The organism is Streptomyces sp. Root1310 (genome assembly GCF_001426425.1).
In the GTDB taxonomy this organism is placed as follows: Bacteria; Actinomycetota; Actinomycetes; order Streptomycetales; family Streptomycetaceae; genus Streptomyces.
This window is the reverse complement of the sequence record NZ_LMEQ01000002.1, coordinates 15,047-30,918: the sequence shown is the minus strand read 5'-3', so window position 1 is coordinate 30,918 and position 15,872 is coordinate 15,047. Positions and strand designations below refer to the sequence as shown.

Annotated in this window: 13 protein-coding genes; 8 read left to right on the top strand and 5 right to left on the bottom strand. The window is 70.5% G+C overall.

The window, feature by feature from the left end; genetic code table 11:
- Positions 1-73: 73 nt before the first annotated feature.
- The 5 genes from ASD48_RS09815 to ASD48_RS09795 all read right to left on the bottom strand — a co-directional run bounded on the left by ASD48_RS09815 (position 74) and on the right by ASD48_RS09795 (position 5,685).
- Positions 74-1,507: a PQQ-binding-like beta-propeller repeat protein gene (locus tag ASD48_RS09815; protein WP_057601126.1), complete on the bottom strand. Its 1,434-nt coding sequence runs from the start codon at positions 1,505-1,507 to the stop codon at positions 74-76.
- Between the two features lie 8 nt (positions 1,508-1,515).
- The gene (locus ASD48_RS09810; protein WP_057601125.1) at positions 1,516-3,636 is read right to left on the bottom strand and encodes a peptidoglycan DD-metalloendopeptidase family protein; all 2,121 of its coding nucleotides are present in this window, start codon (positions 3,634-3,636) and stop codon (positions 1,516-1,518) included.
- Between the two features lie 6 nt (positions 3,637-3,642).
- On the bottom strand, positions 3,643-4,323 hold the full coding sequence (locus ASD48_RS09805) for a hypothetical protein (protein ID WP_057601124.1): 681 nt from the start codon (positions 4,321-4,323) through the stop codon (positions 3,643-3,645).
- A 325-nt stretch (positions 4,324-4,648) separates the two neighbouring features.
- Positions 4,649-5,011 carry a DUF4913 domain-containing protein gene (locus ASD48_RS09800; RefSeq protein WP_057601123.1) on the bottom strand — a complete coding sequence of 121 codons (363 nt, stop codon included), beginning with the start codon at positions 5,009-5,011 and terminating at the stop codon, positions 4,649-4,651.
- A gap of 62 nt (positions 5,012-5,073) precedes the next feature.
- Positions 5,074-5,685 (bottom strand): hypothetical protein, encoded by a 612-nt coding sequence (locus ASD48_RS09795; protein ID WP_057601122.1) that lies wholly within the window; start codon positions 5,683-5,685, stop codon positions 5,074-5,076.
- A 335-nt stretch (positions 5,686-6,020) separates the two neighbouring features.
- Here ASD48_RS09795 and ASD48_RS41660 point away from each other — a divergent pair, with 335 nt between their 5' ends.
- From ASD48_RS41660 to ASD48_RS09755, 8 genes are all read left to right on the top strand, one after another.
- Positions 6,021-7,706 carry a conjugal transfer protein gene (locus ASD48_RS41660; protein WP_079073698.1) on the top strand — a complete coding sequence of 562 codons (1,686 nt, stop codon included), beginning with the start codon at positions 6,021-6,023 and terminating at the stop codon, positions 7,704-7,706.
- Positions 7,707-7,775: 69 nt separating this feature from the next.
- On the top strand, positions 7,776-8,030 hold the full coding sequence (locus ASD48_RS09785; RefSeq protein ID WP_230195104.1) for a hypothetical protein: 255 nt from the start codon (positions 7,776-7,778) through the stop codon (positions 8,028-8,030).
- Positions 8,031-8,094: 64 nt separating this feature from the next.
- Positions 8,095-8,580, top strand: a complete 486-nt coding sequence (locus tag ASD48_RS09780; RefSeq protein ID WP_057601121.1) for a hypothetical protein — start codon at positions 8,095-8,097, stop codon at positions 8,578-8,580.
- A gap of 54 nt (positions 8,581-8,634) precedes the next feature.
- On the top strand, positions 8,635-11,649 hold the full coding sequence (locus tag ASD48_RS09775; protein WP_057601120.1) for an ATP-binding protein: 3,015 nt from the start codon (positions 8,635-8,637) through the stop codon (positions 11,647-11,649).
- The gene (locus ASD48_RS09770; RefSeq protein ID WP_242432561.1) at positions 11,646-12,320 is read left to right on the top strand and encodes a hypothetical protein; all 675 of its coding nucleotides are present in this window, start codon (positions 11,646-11,648) and stop codon (positions 12,318-12,320) included. The genes ASD48_RS09775 and ASD48_RS09770 overlap by 4 nt, the downstream gene beginning before the upstream one ends.
- Before the next feature lie 13 nt (positions 12,321-12,333).
- Positions 12,334-12,948, top strand: a complete 615-nt coding sequence (locus ASD48_RS09765) for a hypothetical protein (RefSeq protein WP_057601119.1) — start codon at positions 12,334-12,336, stop codon at positions 12,946-12,948.
- A 28-nt stretch (positions 12,949-12,976) separates the two neighbouring features.
- Positions 12,977-15,172: a hypothetical protein gene (locus tag ASD48_RS44140; RefSeq protein ID WP_057601118.1), complete on the top strand. Its 2,196-nt coding sequence runs from the start codon at positions 12,977-12,979 to the stop codon at positions 15,170-15,172.
- Positions 15,173-15,220: 48 nt separating this feature from the next.
- Positions 15,221-15,850: a hypothetical protein gene (locus ASD48_RS09755; RefSeq protein ID WP_057601117.1), complete on the top strand. Its 630-nt coding sequence runs from the start codon at positions 15,221-15,223 to the stop codon at positions 15,848-15,850.
- Positions 15,851-15,872: the final 22 nt, after the last annotated feature.

The window sequence follows — 15,872 nt, the reverse complement described above, 5'->3', positions numbered from 1 at the left end:
TTCTGGACTGTGGACTTGCTGAGTTGTCTGGCGGGGTGGGGGTGCTGGGATTCGGTGGCCGCGAGGGCCGTGGTCAGGCCTTCTCCGGAGCGAAGACGAAGACGCCCTCGCTCGTCGCCAGCAGGGCGTGGCCGTCGGACGTGCGCTCCAGGACATCGACGTCGTCGTTCAACGAGGAGCCGGGCGCCAGGCCGGAGGCCAGTACCTTCTTGGTGCGCATGTCGAGCGCTGCCAGCCCCAGGTCGCTGACGGACGCGTACAGGACGTCGCCGGTCGGCAGCGCCACCGGCTCGATCTCCTGCTCGTCCTCCTCCTGACGCCAGAGCTCGTCGCCCGTCTCCACGTCCCAGGCGACCGCGCCTCCGCCGAACTGGGTGACGACGCTCTTTCCGTCCGCGGAGAGCACGACGAGCGGCTCGTGCGCGTCGTTGGGGTCGAGGGCGGTCTTGGGGCCTTCCACGAGGGTGCGCCCCGTCCGGAGGTCGACCACCGTCAGGAGCGCGTCGTACGTGTCGTCCTTCAGGCCCCAGGCGAGCAGGCCCTTGTCTCCGGCCAGCGGGAAGAGGGAGGCGGCCGCCCGGTCGCCGTCCGGGGTCTTCGCCGCCACAGCGGCGGGCAGGGTGACGCCCTCCGTGTTCCACAGCTCCCGGCCGGTGAGCCGGTCGGAGACCTGGAGCCGGTCACCGCTGACGTAGAACTCGGCCAGGGACGTCGCCACCCGGTAGCCGAAACCCGGCCCGATCGGCGCCTGGTCCTCCCACCGGTCCTGGACCTCGACGGCGGCGCCGCCGCCGAGCGGGGCGTAGGAGCCGCTGTCCTTCCCCTCCTTCAGCCGTACATGGCCGGCCTCGACGGTGTAGTCGGTGCCGTCCTCGCCGTCGTAGGCCGAGCTGCCGAGCTTCTCGCCGGAGGGGGCGTACATGGTGTACGTCGTCCGGACCGACTCCTTCTTCAGCCCGCTCGCCGGGGTCACATCGCCGTCGACGGCCAGGAGGGCGGGTGTGCCGTCCTTCCACTCGCCGATGGTGAAGAACTCGGCGGGCGCCGGGTCCCGGTCGCTCGACCAGCCGTCGGCGGGGATCGTGACCTCGACCGACTTGCGTTCGCGGCCGGTGGCCGCGTCGAGGAGGCGGGCTCGGAAGAGGTACTCCTCCGGTGTGCCGCCGGTGTTGTCGGGGTACGTCGTCGCGTCCTCGGTGAGGACGACGGCGTCACCGAGGACGCAGGTCTGCGAGTGGTCTCCGACGACCCTGCTCGTGGCCCGCGCGACCGGGTCGCCGGGGCACCCCGAGACACCGTCCGCGGTCAGGCTCCACACGGGCTTCCGGGCCATGCCGGGCAGTGCGGCGCCCTGATACGCGGGGCCCTGCGCGATGGACGCGGACGCCTTGGATGTCGCCTTCCCGTCCGTCGCGCCGTCCTTTCCCGTGTCGTCGCCTCCGCCGCAGCCCGCGACGAGCCCAAGTGACACCAGGGCCCCGGTGAGAGGGAGTAGGTGACGCCTCATCTGTTGGTTCATGCTCCTGTTCCGCTGTCTGTGCCATCGCCCTCGACCGCGTTCGTGCCCTGGGGGATCGGCACGCGGTAGACGCCGGTGATGTCGTCCTGGTAGTCCCAGTTGCTGAACTCGACGGACTTGCCGGGCCGCGGGGCGTGGATGATCTTGTGGCCCTTGGGGTCCCAGACCAGGCCGACGTGCCCGGAGTGATTGCCCTCCGGCCGGAAGAAGATGACGTCGCCGGGCTGCGCCTCGGACAGCGACACCTCGTACTTCTTGAGGTAGGGCTCCTGCGTGTAGGTCGTCGTACCGATGTTGATCTTCCCGCCGCTGGCCATGTAGTACGCCCACTGCGTGAAGCTGGAGCAGTCGAAGCTGGTGGGGTTCTCGCCCTGGAGCCGCGGGGCGCCGAACACGTACGGGACCCCGATGCCGCGCTGGGCCCAGCCGAGGACCGCGCGGATCACCGGGTCGTCGGCGTCGGGAAGGACACCGGAGGCGCCCGCGCCGTCCGGGGCCACCGCGGCACCGCCGTTGTCCTCGGCGCAGTCGGCGTACTGCGCGTCCCTGCTGCTCTCGTCGGATCCCGGGACGGTCCCGTAGTCGGGGTTGGCTGTGACCTTGCCCTTCATCCACTCGTCCGGGTCGACCATGCCCGGGCCCTTGTCCTGGCCGCCCACGAACGGGTTGTCGACACCGGGGACGAGGACCTCCCAGTGCAGGTGGGGTCCGGTGACGTTGCCGGTCGCGCCGACCGTGCCGATCTGCTGACCGCGCTTGACGGTCTGCCCGACGGACACCTTGATCGAGGTCTGGTGGCCGTAGAGCGTGATGACCCCGCCCGCGTGCTCGATCTTCGTCATGTTGCCGTACGAGCCGCCGGGCCCGGCGTGGACGACCTTGCCGTCGGCCGGGGCGTAGATCGGCGTGCCGCCGGAGGCCACCAGGTCGAGACCGGTGTGGTAACCGAGGCTCCACATACGGCCGTTCTGGTGGTACGGGGTACCGACCGTGTACGTGCCCTGCTTCATGGGCCACTGCCAGTCCTTGCCGGTGGTGGGCTCCTTGGCGAGGGGGAAGGACACCGTCGTCGCGTATCCGGCGCCGATGCTGCCGCCGTCGCTGCCCCTGATGCCGCTGATGTCGCTGCTGTACGCGGCGAGGGACATCGCGGTCGTGCTGCCGTCACCGCTGTCGTCGTCCAGCGCCGGCGTCGACCAGGAGCGGGCCGGGGTCGCGGCGATGCTGAGTGCGGAGCCGGGCTGGGCGTTGTTGCCGACCGGCTCGGGAATGTCCGACTGTTTCCCGAGAGTGGGAAAGCCGGGGTTCTTCTCGATGGTCTCCTTCAGATGCGCGTACCAGCGCTTGATGAGGTCCTGGTCGCCGGTGAGCACCCCGCGGTAGCGCGCGGCCTGGGTGAGCACGACCCGCGGGTAGATCGTGTTGGCGGCCGTGGAGCCGGAGTAGATCTGGAGCGCCTTGAAGGGAGCGGTCTCGGCCTTCTTGGCGTGCAGGAAGTTGGCGGCGGCCCAGGCCGCGTCGTCGATGTTGTACAGGTCCTTCGTGCCGTCGCCGTTGCCGTCGGCGCCATAGTCCGTCCAGGCCGGCTTGCCGAACTGGAGGATGCCCATGTAGCCGAGGGAGTTCTTGCCGCCGGGCGCGGCCGAGGGGTCCTGGCCGTACTTGGTCTCCTGGTACATCTGCCCGGCGATGAGCGTCCAGTCGAGGCCGTCGTAGCGGGCGGCGGCGCGCATCGCGGCGAGGATCATCTTCGGCGGTATCTCGTTGCGCGCCGTCTCGCTCGGCATGTACATCTTGCCGGCCGGCATGACCGGGTTGGTGGCCGCGGCGTCACCGGTGTTGCCGGCGTTGGCGTTGTCGGCGTAGTCGCCGCAGGAGGCGGCCGCGGCACCGGCGCCCACCCCGCCGATCATGCTTCCCACCAAGACCAGCACGAGGGTGCCGACACCGGCGATGGGCAGGCAGCCGACACCGCCGGCTATCCACATCCACTTGTTGTTCTTCTTGCCGCCGCCACCCTGGCCGCCGCCGCGCTGGGCCGCCGCCTTGGCCGCCTTCGCGGCCTTGGCGACCTTCGCCGCCTTGCTGGCGGCGGCCAGTACCGCTGGTGCAACCATGCCGGCTCACACCCCCGAGTCGTCGGACGCGCCCACGTCACCGAGGCCGAAGACGTCGAACCCGGAGACGAGCCAGTCGCCGCCGTCCTCCTTGACCGTCACCAGCCACTGGTTGGACTCGGTCGTGCTCTGCCCGTCCGCGGTGTGCGTGGCGGTCACCTTGACCAGGGTGGACATCGAGCGGCCGCTGTCACGCACCAGGTCGTCCGAGACCAGGGCATCGCGCACCACGACGGCCTCCCCCTTGGAGGAGCACTGCTCGGCCTGGCAGGTCGCCCACTCCTTGCCGGTCGGCAGCGAGGTCGCGGCCTTCATCCGGTCGTCGTTCGTGGTGAGCCGGACCAGCGGAACAGTCCAGGTGGCGGCATTGCTCGAGTGGTCGTACGTGGTGAGCCCGGCCATGTACTGGACCATGGCGGCGTGCGCCTTCACGGCTTCGGAGGCCGAGATGATCGGGGCGACCGCGGTGTTCTGCGACCCGTCGCCGCCGGTTCCCACCCCGTCCGCGCCTGCGGCGCTGCCGCCCGAGGTGGCGGTGGGCACCGCGGAGCCGCCCCCGGCTTCACCGCCGTCGCCCTCGTCGTCACCGTCGAAGACGGTGAACACGGTGAGCACGGCGATCAGGAGAAACCCGAGCACCCCCAGGGCCAAGAGCCCCGTGCGCTTGTTCTCCGCAGGCAAGTCCACGTTCCCGCGCCTCCCTTGTGCTGAGCCGGTACGGCGGGTGACCGGGACACGGTAGGGGGAGGCGGAAGCGGGGAGTCGGGGGAATTCCCGGCGAGGAAAAGAGCGGCCGGCATCGGGAAAGAGCGAACGGGAAGCGGGAGCGAAGGAAGGGGAGGGGGCTGCACCGCTCGGGTGCGGCCGGTCGCGATCACTCCGTCCGGTCCCACTTCACCCCGCTGCCGCGGACGGCGTACGAGAACGTGCCCCCGGCGGTCGACGCCCCCAGAGGAAGACGCCGCGCACCCCGGCACTCCTGTCGTACGACGTGTTCCCGACGGTTCGTCGTTCAGGAAGGCCGCGGAGCCACCGGCAGCGGATCGAACGGGTACGCCGTGTGACCGTCCTTGGGTGAACAGGCCGCGAACGGACCCGAGTCGGCGTCCATGAGGACCCGCAGATGCGGGTCGGCGTGGTGCAGCCACCACGTGGACATCCCGAGCGCCGGGTCCTTGCGCAGATGTTCCCAGGCCAGCCAGAGCGCGGAGAGGCGGGCGCCCGCCTCGGGGTGCTCCCACCACTGCGGGCACCAGGTGGCCGACGCGCCGTTGACCCGGCGACGGATCATCTGGGCGAGGTAGTCGGAGACGAAGACGAAGACGTCCGCGAAGAAGAACTCCGGCTCCTCGTCTGTGGGTTCGGTACCGGTCATCGCTCGACTCCTGCGGGGCTGCTGTTGGGAACCGGGGGCGGCAGGGTGAGGGCCGCGCGCTCTCAGGTCAGGACGATACCGAGCAGCAACAGCACCACCACGACCGCGCCCATCACGATGCGTGCCGTCGGGTCCTCGCGTTCCCACAGGTCGTGAACGACGGCCCAGCCCGTCAGGCGCGCAGCCCGACCGCTGTGGATGTCGGAGGCGGTCGCCTGCTGCTCCTCGTCCACCATCTCCTCGTCCGGCGACGACGGCTCGGGGTCCTCGTCGAAGCCGACCGGCATCCCCTGCTGCTCCTGCGCCACCAGGACCATCTGCTCGAGGAGTTCGGGAATCGTGTTCGGCGTGAGGGGATAGGCGAAGGTGCCGTACGGCGTCTGCACGCACAGGCTGGCCTGCCAGGGGTTGCCGGGCTCATAGCCGTCGACCCAGGCGTGCTCGGCCTGGAAGACCTGCGGGGCCTGGGCCGGCTCGGGGACCGGTACGGCGGCGGGGGCGGGGGCGGGGGCGGGAACGGGCGCCGGAGCAGGGGCGGAGACAGGAGCGGGCACGGGGGACTGCTGGACCGGGGGAGCCTGGGGGATCTCCCAGGTACGCGGGTCGGGCTGCTCCGGGGGTTGCGGCTGCTGCGGGTACTGCGGGTGCTGCGGGTGCCCGTTGTGGTCGGTCAACTCTCGTCCTTCGCCGGGTCCGTCGGGTCCAGGGGGTGGTGCGGGGTGGCGGCACCCAGCACCTCGGGCACATGTGCCCCGCGCATTGTGGGCCCAGGACGGGCCGGAACGGCACGGCACCTTCCCGACGTGTCCCTGACACTTTTCCCGGCCGGTTTCCTCATGCACACGGCATGGGGAATTCCCGCAGTCCCGGCGAGGAAAGAGACACCGGGCCGGTGACAGGTCTTTGTCACACTGCCAAGCGCACCTGGCCGGGCCAGGGCCCGTCGTGCGGTGCGGTCGTGAACCCGCCCAGGCGGACGGGGAACCGACTCGCTGGAGTAACCGACTCGATGACAGACCACAACAGCCCTGCTGGCGCGGTCGGCGGAGGCCAGCCTTCCGGGCAGCCCGGGTCCTTCGGTCCTTCCCAGCAGCCGCCGCAGCAGGCGTGGCAGGGGCAAGGGCAGCAGGCCCCCGCCCCGCAGCAGGCCCCCGCCCCGCAGCAGCCGCAGCCGCTGCCCTCCGACGCGGCCCGCGCACAGGTCGCCGCCGCCTGGGTGCGCAGCACTCCCCGGGCCGGCCAGGCCGCCGTCCCGTCGCTGCCGCCCCGTGAGACGCGGCCCCAGGGCGAGTCGAAGAAGGAGAAGCGCGAGCGCGAGCGCGCGGCCCGCAAGGCGGCGTACGAGCAGAAGAAGGCGGAGAAGGAGCAGCGCAAGCGGGGCGGCACGGCAACGGCCGCCACCGCCGCGACCACCGCACCGGCGCCCACGCCCGGCACGGCCGCCCAGCACCCGCCCCAGCACGGCCACCAGGCCCCCGCCCAGAGCTCCTCCACGATGTCCCTGAGGGCCACGGCGGCCCCGACCGCCCCGCCAGCGGGCGCCGCCACCCCGGGCCAGGCCACCGCGAAGCCCGCCCCCCGGCGTGACTTCGACGTGCCCAGGCCCGGCGGCCGCATCCCCGGCGGCGGGCGCCGTACCCACGTCGCGCTCCGCGCCACCCTGCTGATCACGACCTGCGTGTTCGCGCTGGGCTCGTGCGGCGTGATGGGACTGGTCATCGGCAAGTCCTCCGGCACCACCACCGCGGGGCTGGACTCCTCGGACGCCACCCGGTACCGCCTCACCGAGTTCCCCACCGAGCAGGCGGCGGCCTTCGCGGAGCAGTACGCGCAGCTCTGCATGACGTTCTCCCCGGACACCTCGTCCACCCGCCGCGACGACCTCGCCCGCTACGCCTCCGCCGGTGTCGACCCCGACTGCGGCTGGAGCGGTGAGGGCACCAGCAAGGCCGTCTCGGTCACTTGGGACGGCACCGCCGAGAAGCTTCCCGAGTACGGCGACCACGGCCGCTACATCGGGGTCCAGGTCCGCACCGACGACGGCACGCTCACCACTCTCACCGTCCCCGTGTACGTACAGAACCTCAAGACGGGCGAGGGCATGCGCGTCTCCGGCGACGTGGGTCAGATGCCGCTGCCGGCCGCCGCGGACGTGCCCGAGGTCGACCAGGGCGACGAGGTCGTGGACGACACCCTGTCCACGCAGCTCCAGAAGGAGGTACTGCCGGGCTACTTCGAGGCCTGGGGCGCCTCCGACGCCACCGCCATGGCCCGCTTCCTCACACCGGACGCGACCCTGACGGCCACCACCGGTCTGGCCGGCCGCCTGACGGGCCCGCAGATCGGCACCGTCGTCGCGCTCGTCCCGGCGAGCGCCCAGGACACCAAGCCGTACTCCTACGACACCGGCCAGGCTGTCCAGGTGCGGGTGGCCGTCGACTGGACCGACGCGAAGGGCGTCACGGTTCGCCGTGCGTACCGGATGACGATGGTCAACACGGCGCAGGGCTGGTTCATCAAGGACGTCCGGGGCGGCGTGCTCGACGCCGAGGGCGGCCGGGCCGACGACGACACCGACAGCGATGCCGCGACGGGAACGGCCGCACCCTCGGCAGGTGCCTCCGGATCCCCCTCACCCTCCGCCTCCGCCTCCGCGGCCGTCCCGTCGCCCACGGCCAAGCCCAGCAAGCCCTGACCGGACCACGCCGTCCACACCCCCACACCACTACCGCCGCTCCACCACCCGAGAGGAACCACCATGTACATGGCCGAGACGACCCTGAACGACATGTTCGGGCAGATCGAGGACATCCTGCGTAACGCGGGCACCATGGTCGCCGTCATCGCCCTGCTCATCCTCGGCATCCGCATGCTCCTGTCGATGAAGCGCGGCGACGGCATGCGCGAAGCCTTCCAGGGCTTCGGCATGATCGCGCTGGCCGCCCTGATCATCGGTGGCGCCGGCGGCCTCGCCGGTGTGCTGATCGGTCTCGGTAGTCAGATCGGCGGCGGCAACTGACGGACCGCTCGGGCTTTGCCCGACGTACCGTCAGCCGCCGTTCCAAACAGGGGAGTTCGCAGACATGAGCCAGGAGGCACCGGAGCCGCTGGTCGCGTACGACCACACCGATCTGGTCAACCGCCCCAAGCGGATCTGGAACTGGGGCAACATCCCGCTGCCCGGCTTGCTGCTGCCCGCGCTGGGCGCGGCCTTCGGCTTCGGGCTGGTCTGGCTCATCACCCTGTTCACCGTGTCGGCGTTCCTGCCCTTCCTCGGCATGTCGATGTGGACGTCGGTGCTCTACTTCGGCCCGCCGTTCGGCATCTACTTCGTCTGGGGGCGCCCACTGCCCTCGGCGCTCACCCTGAGCCAGCAGCTCGTGGTGTGGACCGACTGGTGGTTCCAGCCCAAGCGGCTGCAGGGCCTCGCCGCCGACCAAGAGCCGGAGCAACTGCACTGGCAGGTCATCCTCTTCACCCCCGGCTCGCCGCGCTGGCAGGCCCGCTACGAGACCGCGCGTCGCGTCGCAGCCGAACGCGGCAGCGCGTTCGCCGCCGCCAGGCGCTGACCCCGCGACCACCCCACCACTTCCCGATGTCGACTACCGCAGGATGAGTCCTCCATGTTCATGATGATCCTTCTGGGCGGGGCGGCCGCCTTCTTCGTGGTCGCCATGATCATGGCCGCCTCGTCGAGCAAGAAGAACGGCCAGGGCGGCTCGAAGCAGTCGTCCTCGGCTCGTTCCAAGCCGTCCGGCTCGTCGGCCGCCGCCCGCCGCGAGGACCTCCGCCTCCCCTACCGGTACGCCGACGACATGATCTTCGTGCACGGCGACTCGGTGTGGACGGGCATGGTCCTGCCCAACGCCATCGACGAGTACCTGAACGCCGGCGAGCTCCAGGCGATGGCGGAGGGCCCGGCCCGCGGTCTGCTCAACCTGGCGCGCGGTGACCGCAACGTCGAGTGCCACTACCGCAAGGTCTACCAGCCGATCACCGCGCTGACCTGGGCGGAAGACCTGAACGCGGTCGCCTGGGACCCCACCGAGAACTACAAGGCGTACAACCTGCGCAAGGCCGAGTACCAGGAGCGCATCGGCGCCAAGCGCGAGCGCAACATCCTGCTGGTGAAGCTGGGTTCGCTGAAGCGCACCAACGGCGGCAGCGGAGTCGTCGCCCAGGACGACGAGCCGTACGACGAGCCCGGCCTCCTCCAGGGTGTCCGCGGCGCCGCCGACCAGGCCGCCGCCACCGCGACCGGTGTCACGGACGAGTACCTCTCCCCGCACGTCCTCGCCGAGTGGACGCAGGTCGCCGTCGAGGTCCACGAGAGCCTGGAGGGCCTCAAGGGCACCCCACTCAGCCGCGAGGAGCTCGTCTGGCTGATCCGCAAGCCGCTCCACGGCGACCTGCCGGTCCCGCCGGAGCCGGTGCTCGGCTCGCGCGCCTGGGGACCCAACCAGTTCGACCTGGTCGTCGACTTCTCCGGCGAGAACCGCAAGACGCACATCGTCCTGAACCAGTACGACGAGGTGACGGGCGAGCAGCAGACCAGCTACACCACCACCCTCGTGGCCGCCAACTGGCCCGCGGAGACCCGCTTTCGCCAGTCGACCGCGTGGGCGCGTTACGCCGCCCAGCACGTGGACTTCCCCGTCGAGATCGACATGCGGTTCACGCTCATCCCGTACCTGAAGTTCAAGGACCGCGCCGACAAGATCCGCGGCAACCTCGTGGACGAGATGAACGACATGGCCAACTCCGGCCGCAGCCCCGACACCAAGCTGGCCACGCAGGTCACCCGCGCCCAGGAGCTCGTCGACGACATCGACGAGCACAAGATGCCGGGCATGGAGGCGCAGATCCGCTTCACGATCTCGGCGCACGACGTGAAGGAGCTCGAGCGCCGCCGCCGGGTCCTGGAGATGCAGTTCAAGCAGGACCTGAAGGTCACGCTGCTGCGCCCGACCCGCCAGCAGTGGCGACTGCTCCAGGCGCAGCTCCCCGGCGACGCGCCGAAGCTGCCGATCGCGCCCTACCTGCGGCTGCAGGAGGTCGAGCAGCTCGGCGCCGGACTGCCCACCGCGGGAACGGAGTTGGGCGACAACCCCGAGCACCGCTCCGGCAAGCGTCTGGGCTGGGTCGGCAACCTGGTCGGCTGGGCGGGCAAGATGCCGGTCCACTATTCCCTGCACGTCGGCCCCGCCCGCAACGACGGCGGTGGCCTGGCCATCGTCGGCGCGTCCGGCGGTGGCAAGTCCTCGCTGGCCCTCCAGAAGTTCTACGAGGAGTCGGAGTCGGGCGTCCGCTGCCTGGTCATCGACCCGAAGACCGACTTCGCCCAGCTCTGCTACTACCTGGCCTTCGGCAGCCAGGTGAACGACCCGGACTTCGCGGGCGACGCGGAGACCGGCCTCCTCGGGACCCCTGCCAGCAAGTTCCAGCCGGTGAACCCGGAGTTCTGGGCCGAGACGGAGGTCGTCGACCTCCTGAAGGGCCAGGCCGGCGTCCTGGACCCGTGGGTCATCGCCCGCGACGTCCCCGCGGGCCGCCTGCTCGCCGAGTCCATGCTCCGGGGCTTCCTCGGCGACGAGGACTACCAGCGCGTACGCCTCCCCGTCATCGAGGGCATGGCGTCCGTCATCGGCCGCTACAACTCCGCGATCCGCCAGGCCGTCGAGCAGGGCTACACGGCCCGCGACGCCGAACTCGCCGTCCCCCGGCCGACGTTGTGGCAGGTGGTCGACGAGGTCGTGGCCGCGTACGACCACGCGGTGGCCAGCGGCGACCGCGAGGCGATCAAGGACCTGAAGCTCGCGCAGATGCTCCTGACCGAGCTGCGCACGCTCCCCTACGCCCGTCTCTCCTTCGCGGAGCGCCCGCAGCCCCTGTCCAGCATGCGCAAGCGCCGTACGGTCATCACCCTGCGCGGCTTCCAGTCGCCCGCTGCCTCCGACCCGCGCAGCTGGAACCCTGCGGAACGCCTCGCTGCGACGGCCCTCATGGCGGTCGTGGAACTGGGCAGCCAGATGCTCGACGTCGGCTACGAGAAGAACCCGGTGACCGGCGAGATCGGGCTCCGCCCGAAGGCGCTCTTCGTCGACGAGGCGTACGTCGTCACGGCGACCGAGTCCGGCCGCGACCTGATGCGCCGCGCGCTGAAGCAGGGCCGCTCCTACCTGGCGGTCACCGTCCTGATCACCCAGCAGGCCATCGACCTGGTCCAGATCGAGGACTCCGAGGCCCGCAGCGGTGGCGCCAACCAGATCCACACGGTCTTCGCCTTCAAGCAGAAGTCGGCGCAGGAGGCGTCCATGGTGGCCCCGCTCCTGGGCCGACCGGAGAACGACCCGAAGGTCATCGCCGCCCTCCAGGAACTCCGCACCGGTGTGTGCCTCCAGCGCGACGCGGACAAGCGGGTCGGCACGGTCGCGGTCGACCTGGTCTTCAAGGAGATCCTCGCCGCCACGGACACCAACGGCACCACCCGCCCGGCCCGCCAGGGCATCAACCCACCGCTCAGCGTCTGGGACTGGACGTTCCTGCAGGAGGCGGAGGAGGACCCGGCACGGTCGGCGACCCCCGCGCAGGAAACGGCTACGGCTACGGCTACGGCTACGGCTACGGCGACGGCATGACGCGCCTCACCGGCCCCACCCCCACGCACACCCACCCAGGAGTCGGTTCCACCGTGCGCATGTCCAGAAGTCTCGCCACCGGGGCCGCGGCCCTCGCCCTGCTCGCGGCGCTGAGCGGGTGCGGGTCGGACTCGGAGTCCGGCTCGGGATCCAAGACCGGGGCGGACTCCGTCTTCGGCTCCGACGCCGACTCGGACGGCGGCAGCGGACAGACCACGACCGATGGCCTGCCCCAGGCGTCGGACACGGCGTCCATCGCGAGCTACCTGAACCGGTACACCTCCTGCCAGGACGTGGCGACGGGCGACGAGTACGACGGCGGGAATGACGGCGGGAATGACGGCGACGCCTGGGGTACGGACGAGTCGGAGGACCCGGCCTGGGGCATCGAGGAGCGCGCCGTGTGCACGGACGACTCGGGCGGGCCCATCGCTCTGCTCACCGTCCCCGACATGAAGAAGTTCCAGACCGCCGCCAAGGCGAGCGGCGACGAGTTCCTGGTCGGCGAGGACTTCGCGGTCGTTCCGGTCGGCGACGAGGCTATCCGCGGCCTCCAGCAGTCCGAACTGAGATTCCTGACGTGCGATGCGGGCCTCGCGGTGCCGAGCGGCTTCGACAAGGAGCCGGCCCTCGTGGACGGCTGCGTCCTGACCAACTACGTCCCCGAGTAAGGCGAGAAACCCCATGCGAATCAGGCGAGCGATCACCATCGGCGCCCTCCTCCTCATGTCGGTGTCGCTGACGGCGTGCGGCGACGACAGCGACGCCGGCGACAACGACGGCGACGGCAAGAGCAGTGCGAGCACGGGCAGCGGAAAGGGCGGCGGCGGCAGCGAGACGGCGAGCACGGAGCTGCCCGAGGCATCGGACATGGCGACCCTCGCGTACTTCCTCAACGAGCACGCCTCGTGCCTTGATCTCAAGGCGGGCGCCGAATACGACGATTCCAACTACGCGGACACGGACCCCGCCTGGGGCGAGGAGAGCATGACCCAGGATCCCGCCTGGGGCATCAAAGAGCGCGCCGTCTGCATGGACAAGTACAACGACGCCAACACGCTGCTCCTGCTGTCCGACATGAAGAAGTTCCAGACCTCCATCAAGGAGAGGAACTACAGCTCCATCCTGATCGGCAAGGACTTCGCGGTGGATCCGGGCGACGCCCAGACCATCCAGGAACTGAAGACATCGGGCCTCAAGACCCTGCACTGCTCTGCGGAACACCCGATACCCAGCGGCTACAAGCAGGAGCCCGCACTGGTCGCCGGATGCGTTCTCACCGACTACTACGACGACTGACCTCCTACCCGTCCCTGAAGGGCTTTTCATGCTGACCCGCTTCCGGCCGCGCTCCGGCCGTCCGGCACGGCCCCGGACGAGGCGCTCCCCGCGCGAGAAACTCATCAGCACCGGCATCGCCGCCAGGGCCGTGCTGTTCCTGGTGCTCGGGGTGATCGCGCTCTCGTTCTCCGCTCCACAGCAGGCGCAGGCCCTCTTCGACACCTGTGACTGGGCGCAGCAGAGCATCAACCAGAAGGCCGACATGCCAGGCCCCGCCGCGGAGAACATCTTCCCCTCGGTGAAGCAATGGGACGGGAAGCGCGAACTCGTCGCCGGGGCGACGAAGATGGACGGCCCCGCGTCGAAGTACACGCTCTACGAACTCAGCGCCATGCGCGGTCTCAACTGGGCCTCGACCCAGCAGAGCCAGCACGATGCGCAGCAGGGCGAGCGCGGTCAGGCCGCCGACGACGACGAGTGCAGCCTCCAGAACGAGATCTACAACAGCATCGCCCAGGCCATCTTCGACCTGAGCAAGATCATGAGCCGGGCCGCGATCAGCATCAAGGAGATCTCCTCCAACCCCAGCCCGCTGGCCGCCCTCTACGACGGCACGGTCTCGGGTGACGACAGCGTCGTCGACCGCCTGAACAACGGCGTCTTCAAGCTCGCCGTGCCCACCATGATCCTTCTCACCGGCCTCTGGGTGTTCGGCAAGTGGCGCAAGGGCGACATGCGCGAGGTCTGGTCGGGTGTCGGCTGGGCCGCGTTCGTCGTCATCGCCGTGTCGGCGTTCCTCGTCAACGGAAACTACGTGGCGGTGGTCGAAACCGCCGACTCGGGAATCGCGCAGGGAAACGCCGCCCTGACCGAGGCCGTGCTGGACGGTGCGATCAACGGTGTCGACCCGCCCTGCGACCTGCCCGACAACGCACCGCAGCGCGGCATGCGCATCTCCAGCTGTGCCATGTACGACACCCTCGCGTTCCGCCCGTGGGCCATCGGCCAGTTCGGCGACCCGGGCAAGGCACGCATGGAGTACAAGGGCACCGAGAAGTGCGACTTCGGCGCGGGCAAGCGCTGCACCGACCTACGGGTCAAGCAGGTGATCATCCAGTCGGTGACGAACATCGAGTACTACCAGCACCCTTCGCCGGTCGAAGTCGAGGAGAACGAAAAAGGCGACATCATCAAGGCGAAGGAGAACCAGTACGGCGAGCTGCGCCACTACATCGCGAAGAACGAGGATGCGCGCATCTACGAGCAGTGGTCCGGCGACAAACCCGCCAACCGCATCAGCATCGGGGTCTACGCCCTGGTCGCCTCGCTCATCGTCGGCCTGATGGTGGTCGTGCTCAGCGCCCTGACACTCCTGTGGCACGCGGTCACACTCATCATGGTGATCCTGCTGCCCCTGGTCGCGATCATCTCGATCCACCCGACCCAGCAGAAGCTGCTGCGGGGCTGGTGGCAGACCTTCGTGCACAGCTTCGTCCTGCGCGCCGGATTCGGCGTGATCCTCACGATCCTGCTGCTCTTCTACCAGCTGATCCTGCCGCTTCAGGTCCCGCTGGGCATGCAGTTGCTGATGCTCCTGCTGGTCACGGTCGCCGTGATCATGCTGCTCAAGAACCTGCTGTCCGGGAAGTTCAGCCCGCAGGTCCAGGGCGCTGACGACGCTCTCGGCGTCGGGGACATGGCCGGCAAGGTGACCGCCATGGCTCCCGGCCTGGCCGCGTCCGCCGCAGGCTCCACCGCCCGCACCACGGGCCGCGTCGCGAGCACCACGGCCAAGGGCACGGCCCGCGCGACGGGCAGCACGGCACGCGGGACCGCCTGGGCGGTGGACAAGCTCGCCTTCAAGGGCAAGGGCCGGGCCAAGATGCAGGAGAAGGGCTGGCTCGGTCAGTCCAAGCGCGAGCAGCGGCAGACGGCCTACCAGAGTTCGCAGGTCGCCCAGAAGAACTACGACCGGGAATTCGGCGAGCAGGGAGGCCAGGAGTCACCGGCTCCGGAGCCGCCCCGCACCCGAGGCCGCCGTGTCAGCGGGTCCAGCACCGCGCCGGCTCCGCAGTCCACGAAGCCGACCGAGTCCCGCCCGGCACCCGCTCCTGCTCCCGCGCCCGCTCCCGCTCCCGCCCCCGTACGGCAGGTGCCCGCCCCCCGCCCCCGTCCCGCCGAGCCGCCGGCGGCACCGACCCCGCCTCCGAGGGACCCGCGCGGCCCCAGCGGCCGTGTCTAGACCCACCCTGCCTCCTCCGCCTCCCGTCCCACACCAAGGAGCCATCCGATGCCCGCCCTGACCGCCGACCGCAGTCCCGACCAACTGGTCGCGGAACTGGACCGGCTCATCGGCGTGGACTGGCCCACGGTGTGGGCGGGGGTGCCGGAGGACACGGTGAAGCGGGCCAGGTGGTGCGCCGGGTTCGGCTGGCGTCCGCTGTGGGCCGAGGCGGGACTGCGCGTCCGTACGGCCCTGGGCGGCCGCCTGTATCTCGCGTCCGCCACCCCCGGCGGCCCGGTGACCCGGATCGACCACACGGTGTGGTCGGCCCGGGCCCGGGACACGGGCGAGAACGCCCTCGTCACCGCCCTGGCCGAGGACCGCTGGACCGCCTGCCTGACCGCCCTGCGCGGCCTCCTGGGCAACCCGTCCTGGAACGGCGCCTGGGACACTCCGGACTTCCCGGAACTGCCGGGTCCGGGGGCCTGGCCAGACGCCGGGTGGCGTGCGGAACACCAGGACCCGCACCGCGTCGCGGTGTGGCGGTTCCGAGTGCCGCAGGCGCCGGTGTTCGAGCTCAGGACGACGCTCGGCGCAGCGGCACGAGGTGGTCCCGTACCGGCTAATGCGAGGATCGGACTCGTCTGCCACGACCCCGACCACGTGGAGTCCCGTCGGCAGGCGCGGCACGGATGAACCGGAGCCGTGCGGAACGCGA

Bases quoted from the DNA above. Each gene is read 5' to 3' on its own strand.
- ASD48_RS09815 (WP_057601126.1), bottom strand. From the start codon at position 1,507: ATGAGGCGTCACCTACTCCCTCTCACCGGGGCCCTGGTGTCACTTGGG.
- ASD48_RS44140 (WP_057601118.1), top strand. From the start codon at position 12,977: ATGCTGACCCGCTTCCGGCCGCGCTCCGGCCGTCCGGCACGGCCCCGG.
- ASD48_RS41660 (WP_079073698.1), top strand. From the start codon at position 6,021: ATGACAGACCACAACAGCCCTGCTGGCGCGGTCGGCGGAGGCCAGCCT.
- ASD48_RS09770 (WP_242432561.1), top strand. From the start codon at position 11,646: ATGACGCGCCTCACCGGCCCCACCCCCACGCACACCCACCCAGGAGTC.
- ASD48_RS09785 (WP_230195104.1), top strand. From the start codon at position 7,776: ATGGCCGAGACGACCCTGAACGACATGTTCGGGCAGATCGAGGACATC.
- ASD48_RS09780 (WP_057601121.1), top strand. From the start codon at position 8,095: ATGAGCCAGGAGGCACCGGAGCCGCTGGTCGCGTACGACCACACCGAT.
- ASD48_RS09810 (WP_057601125.1), bottom strand. From the start codon at position 3,636: ATGGTTGCACCAGCGGTACTGGCCGCCGCCAGCAAGGCGGCGAAGGTC.
- ASD48_RS09765 (WP_057601119.1), top strand. From the start codon at position 12,334: ATGCGAATCAGGCGAGCGATCACCATCGGCGCCCTCCTCCTCATGTCG.
- ASD48_RS09775 (WP_057601120.1), top strand. From the start codon at position 8,635: ATGTTCATGATGATCCTTCTGGGCGGGGCGGCCGCCTTCTTCGTGGTC.
- ASD48_RS09755 (WP_057601117.1), top strand. From the start codon at position 15,221: ATGCCCGCCCTGACCGCCGACCGCAGTCCCGACCAACTGGTCGCGGAA.
- ASD48_RS09800 (WP_057601123.1), bottom strand. From the start codon at position 5,011: ATGACCGGTACCGAACCCACAGACGAGGAGCCGGAGTTCTTCTTCGCG.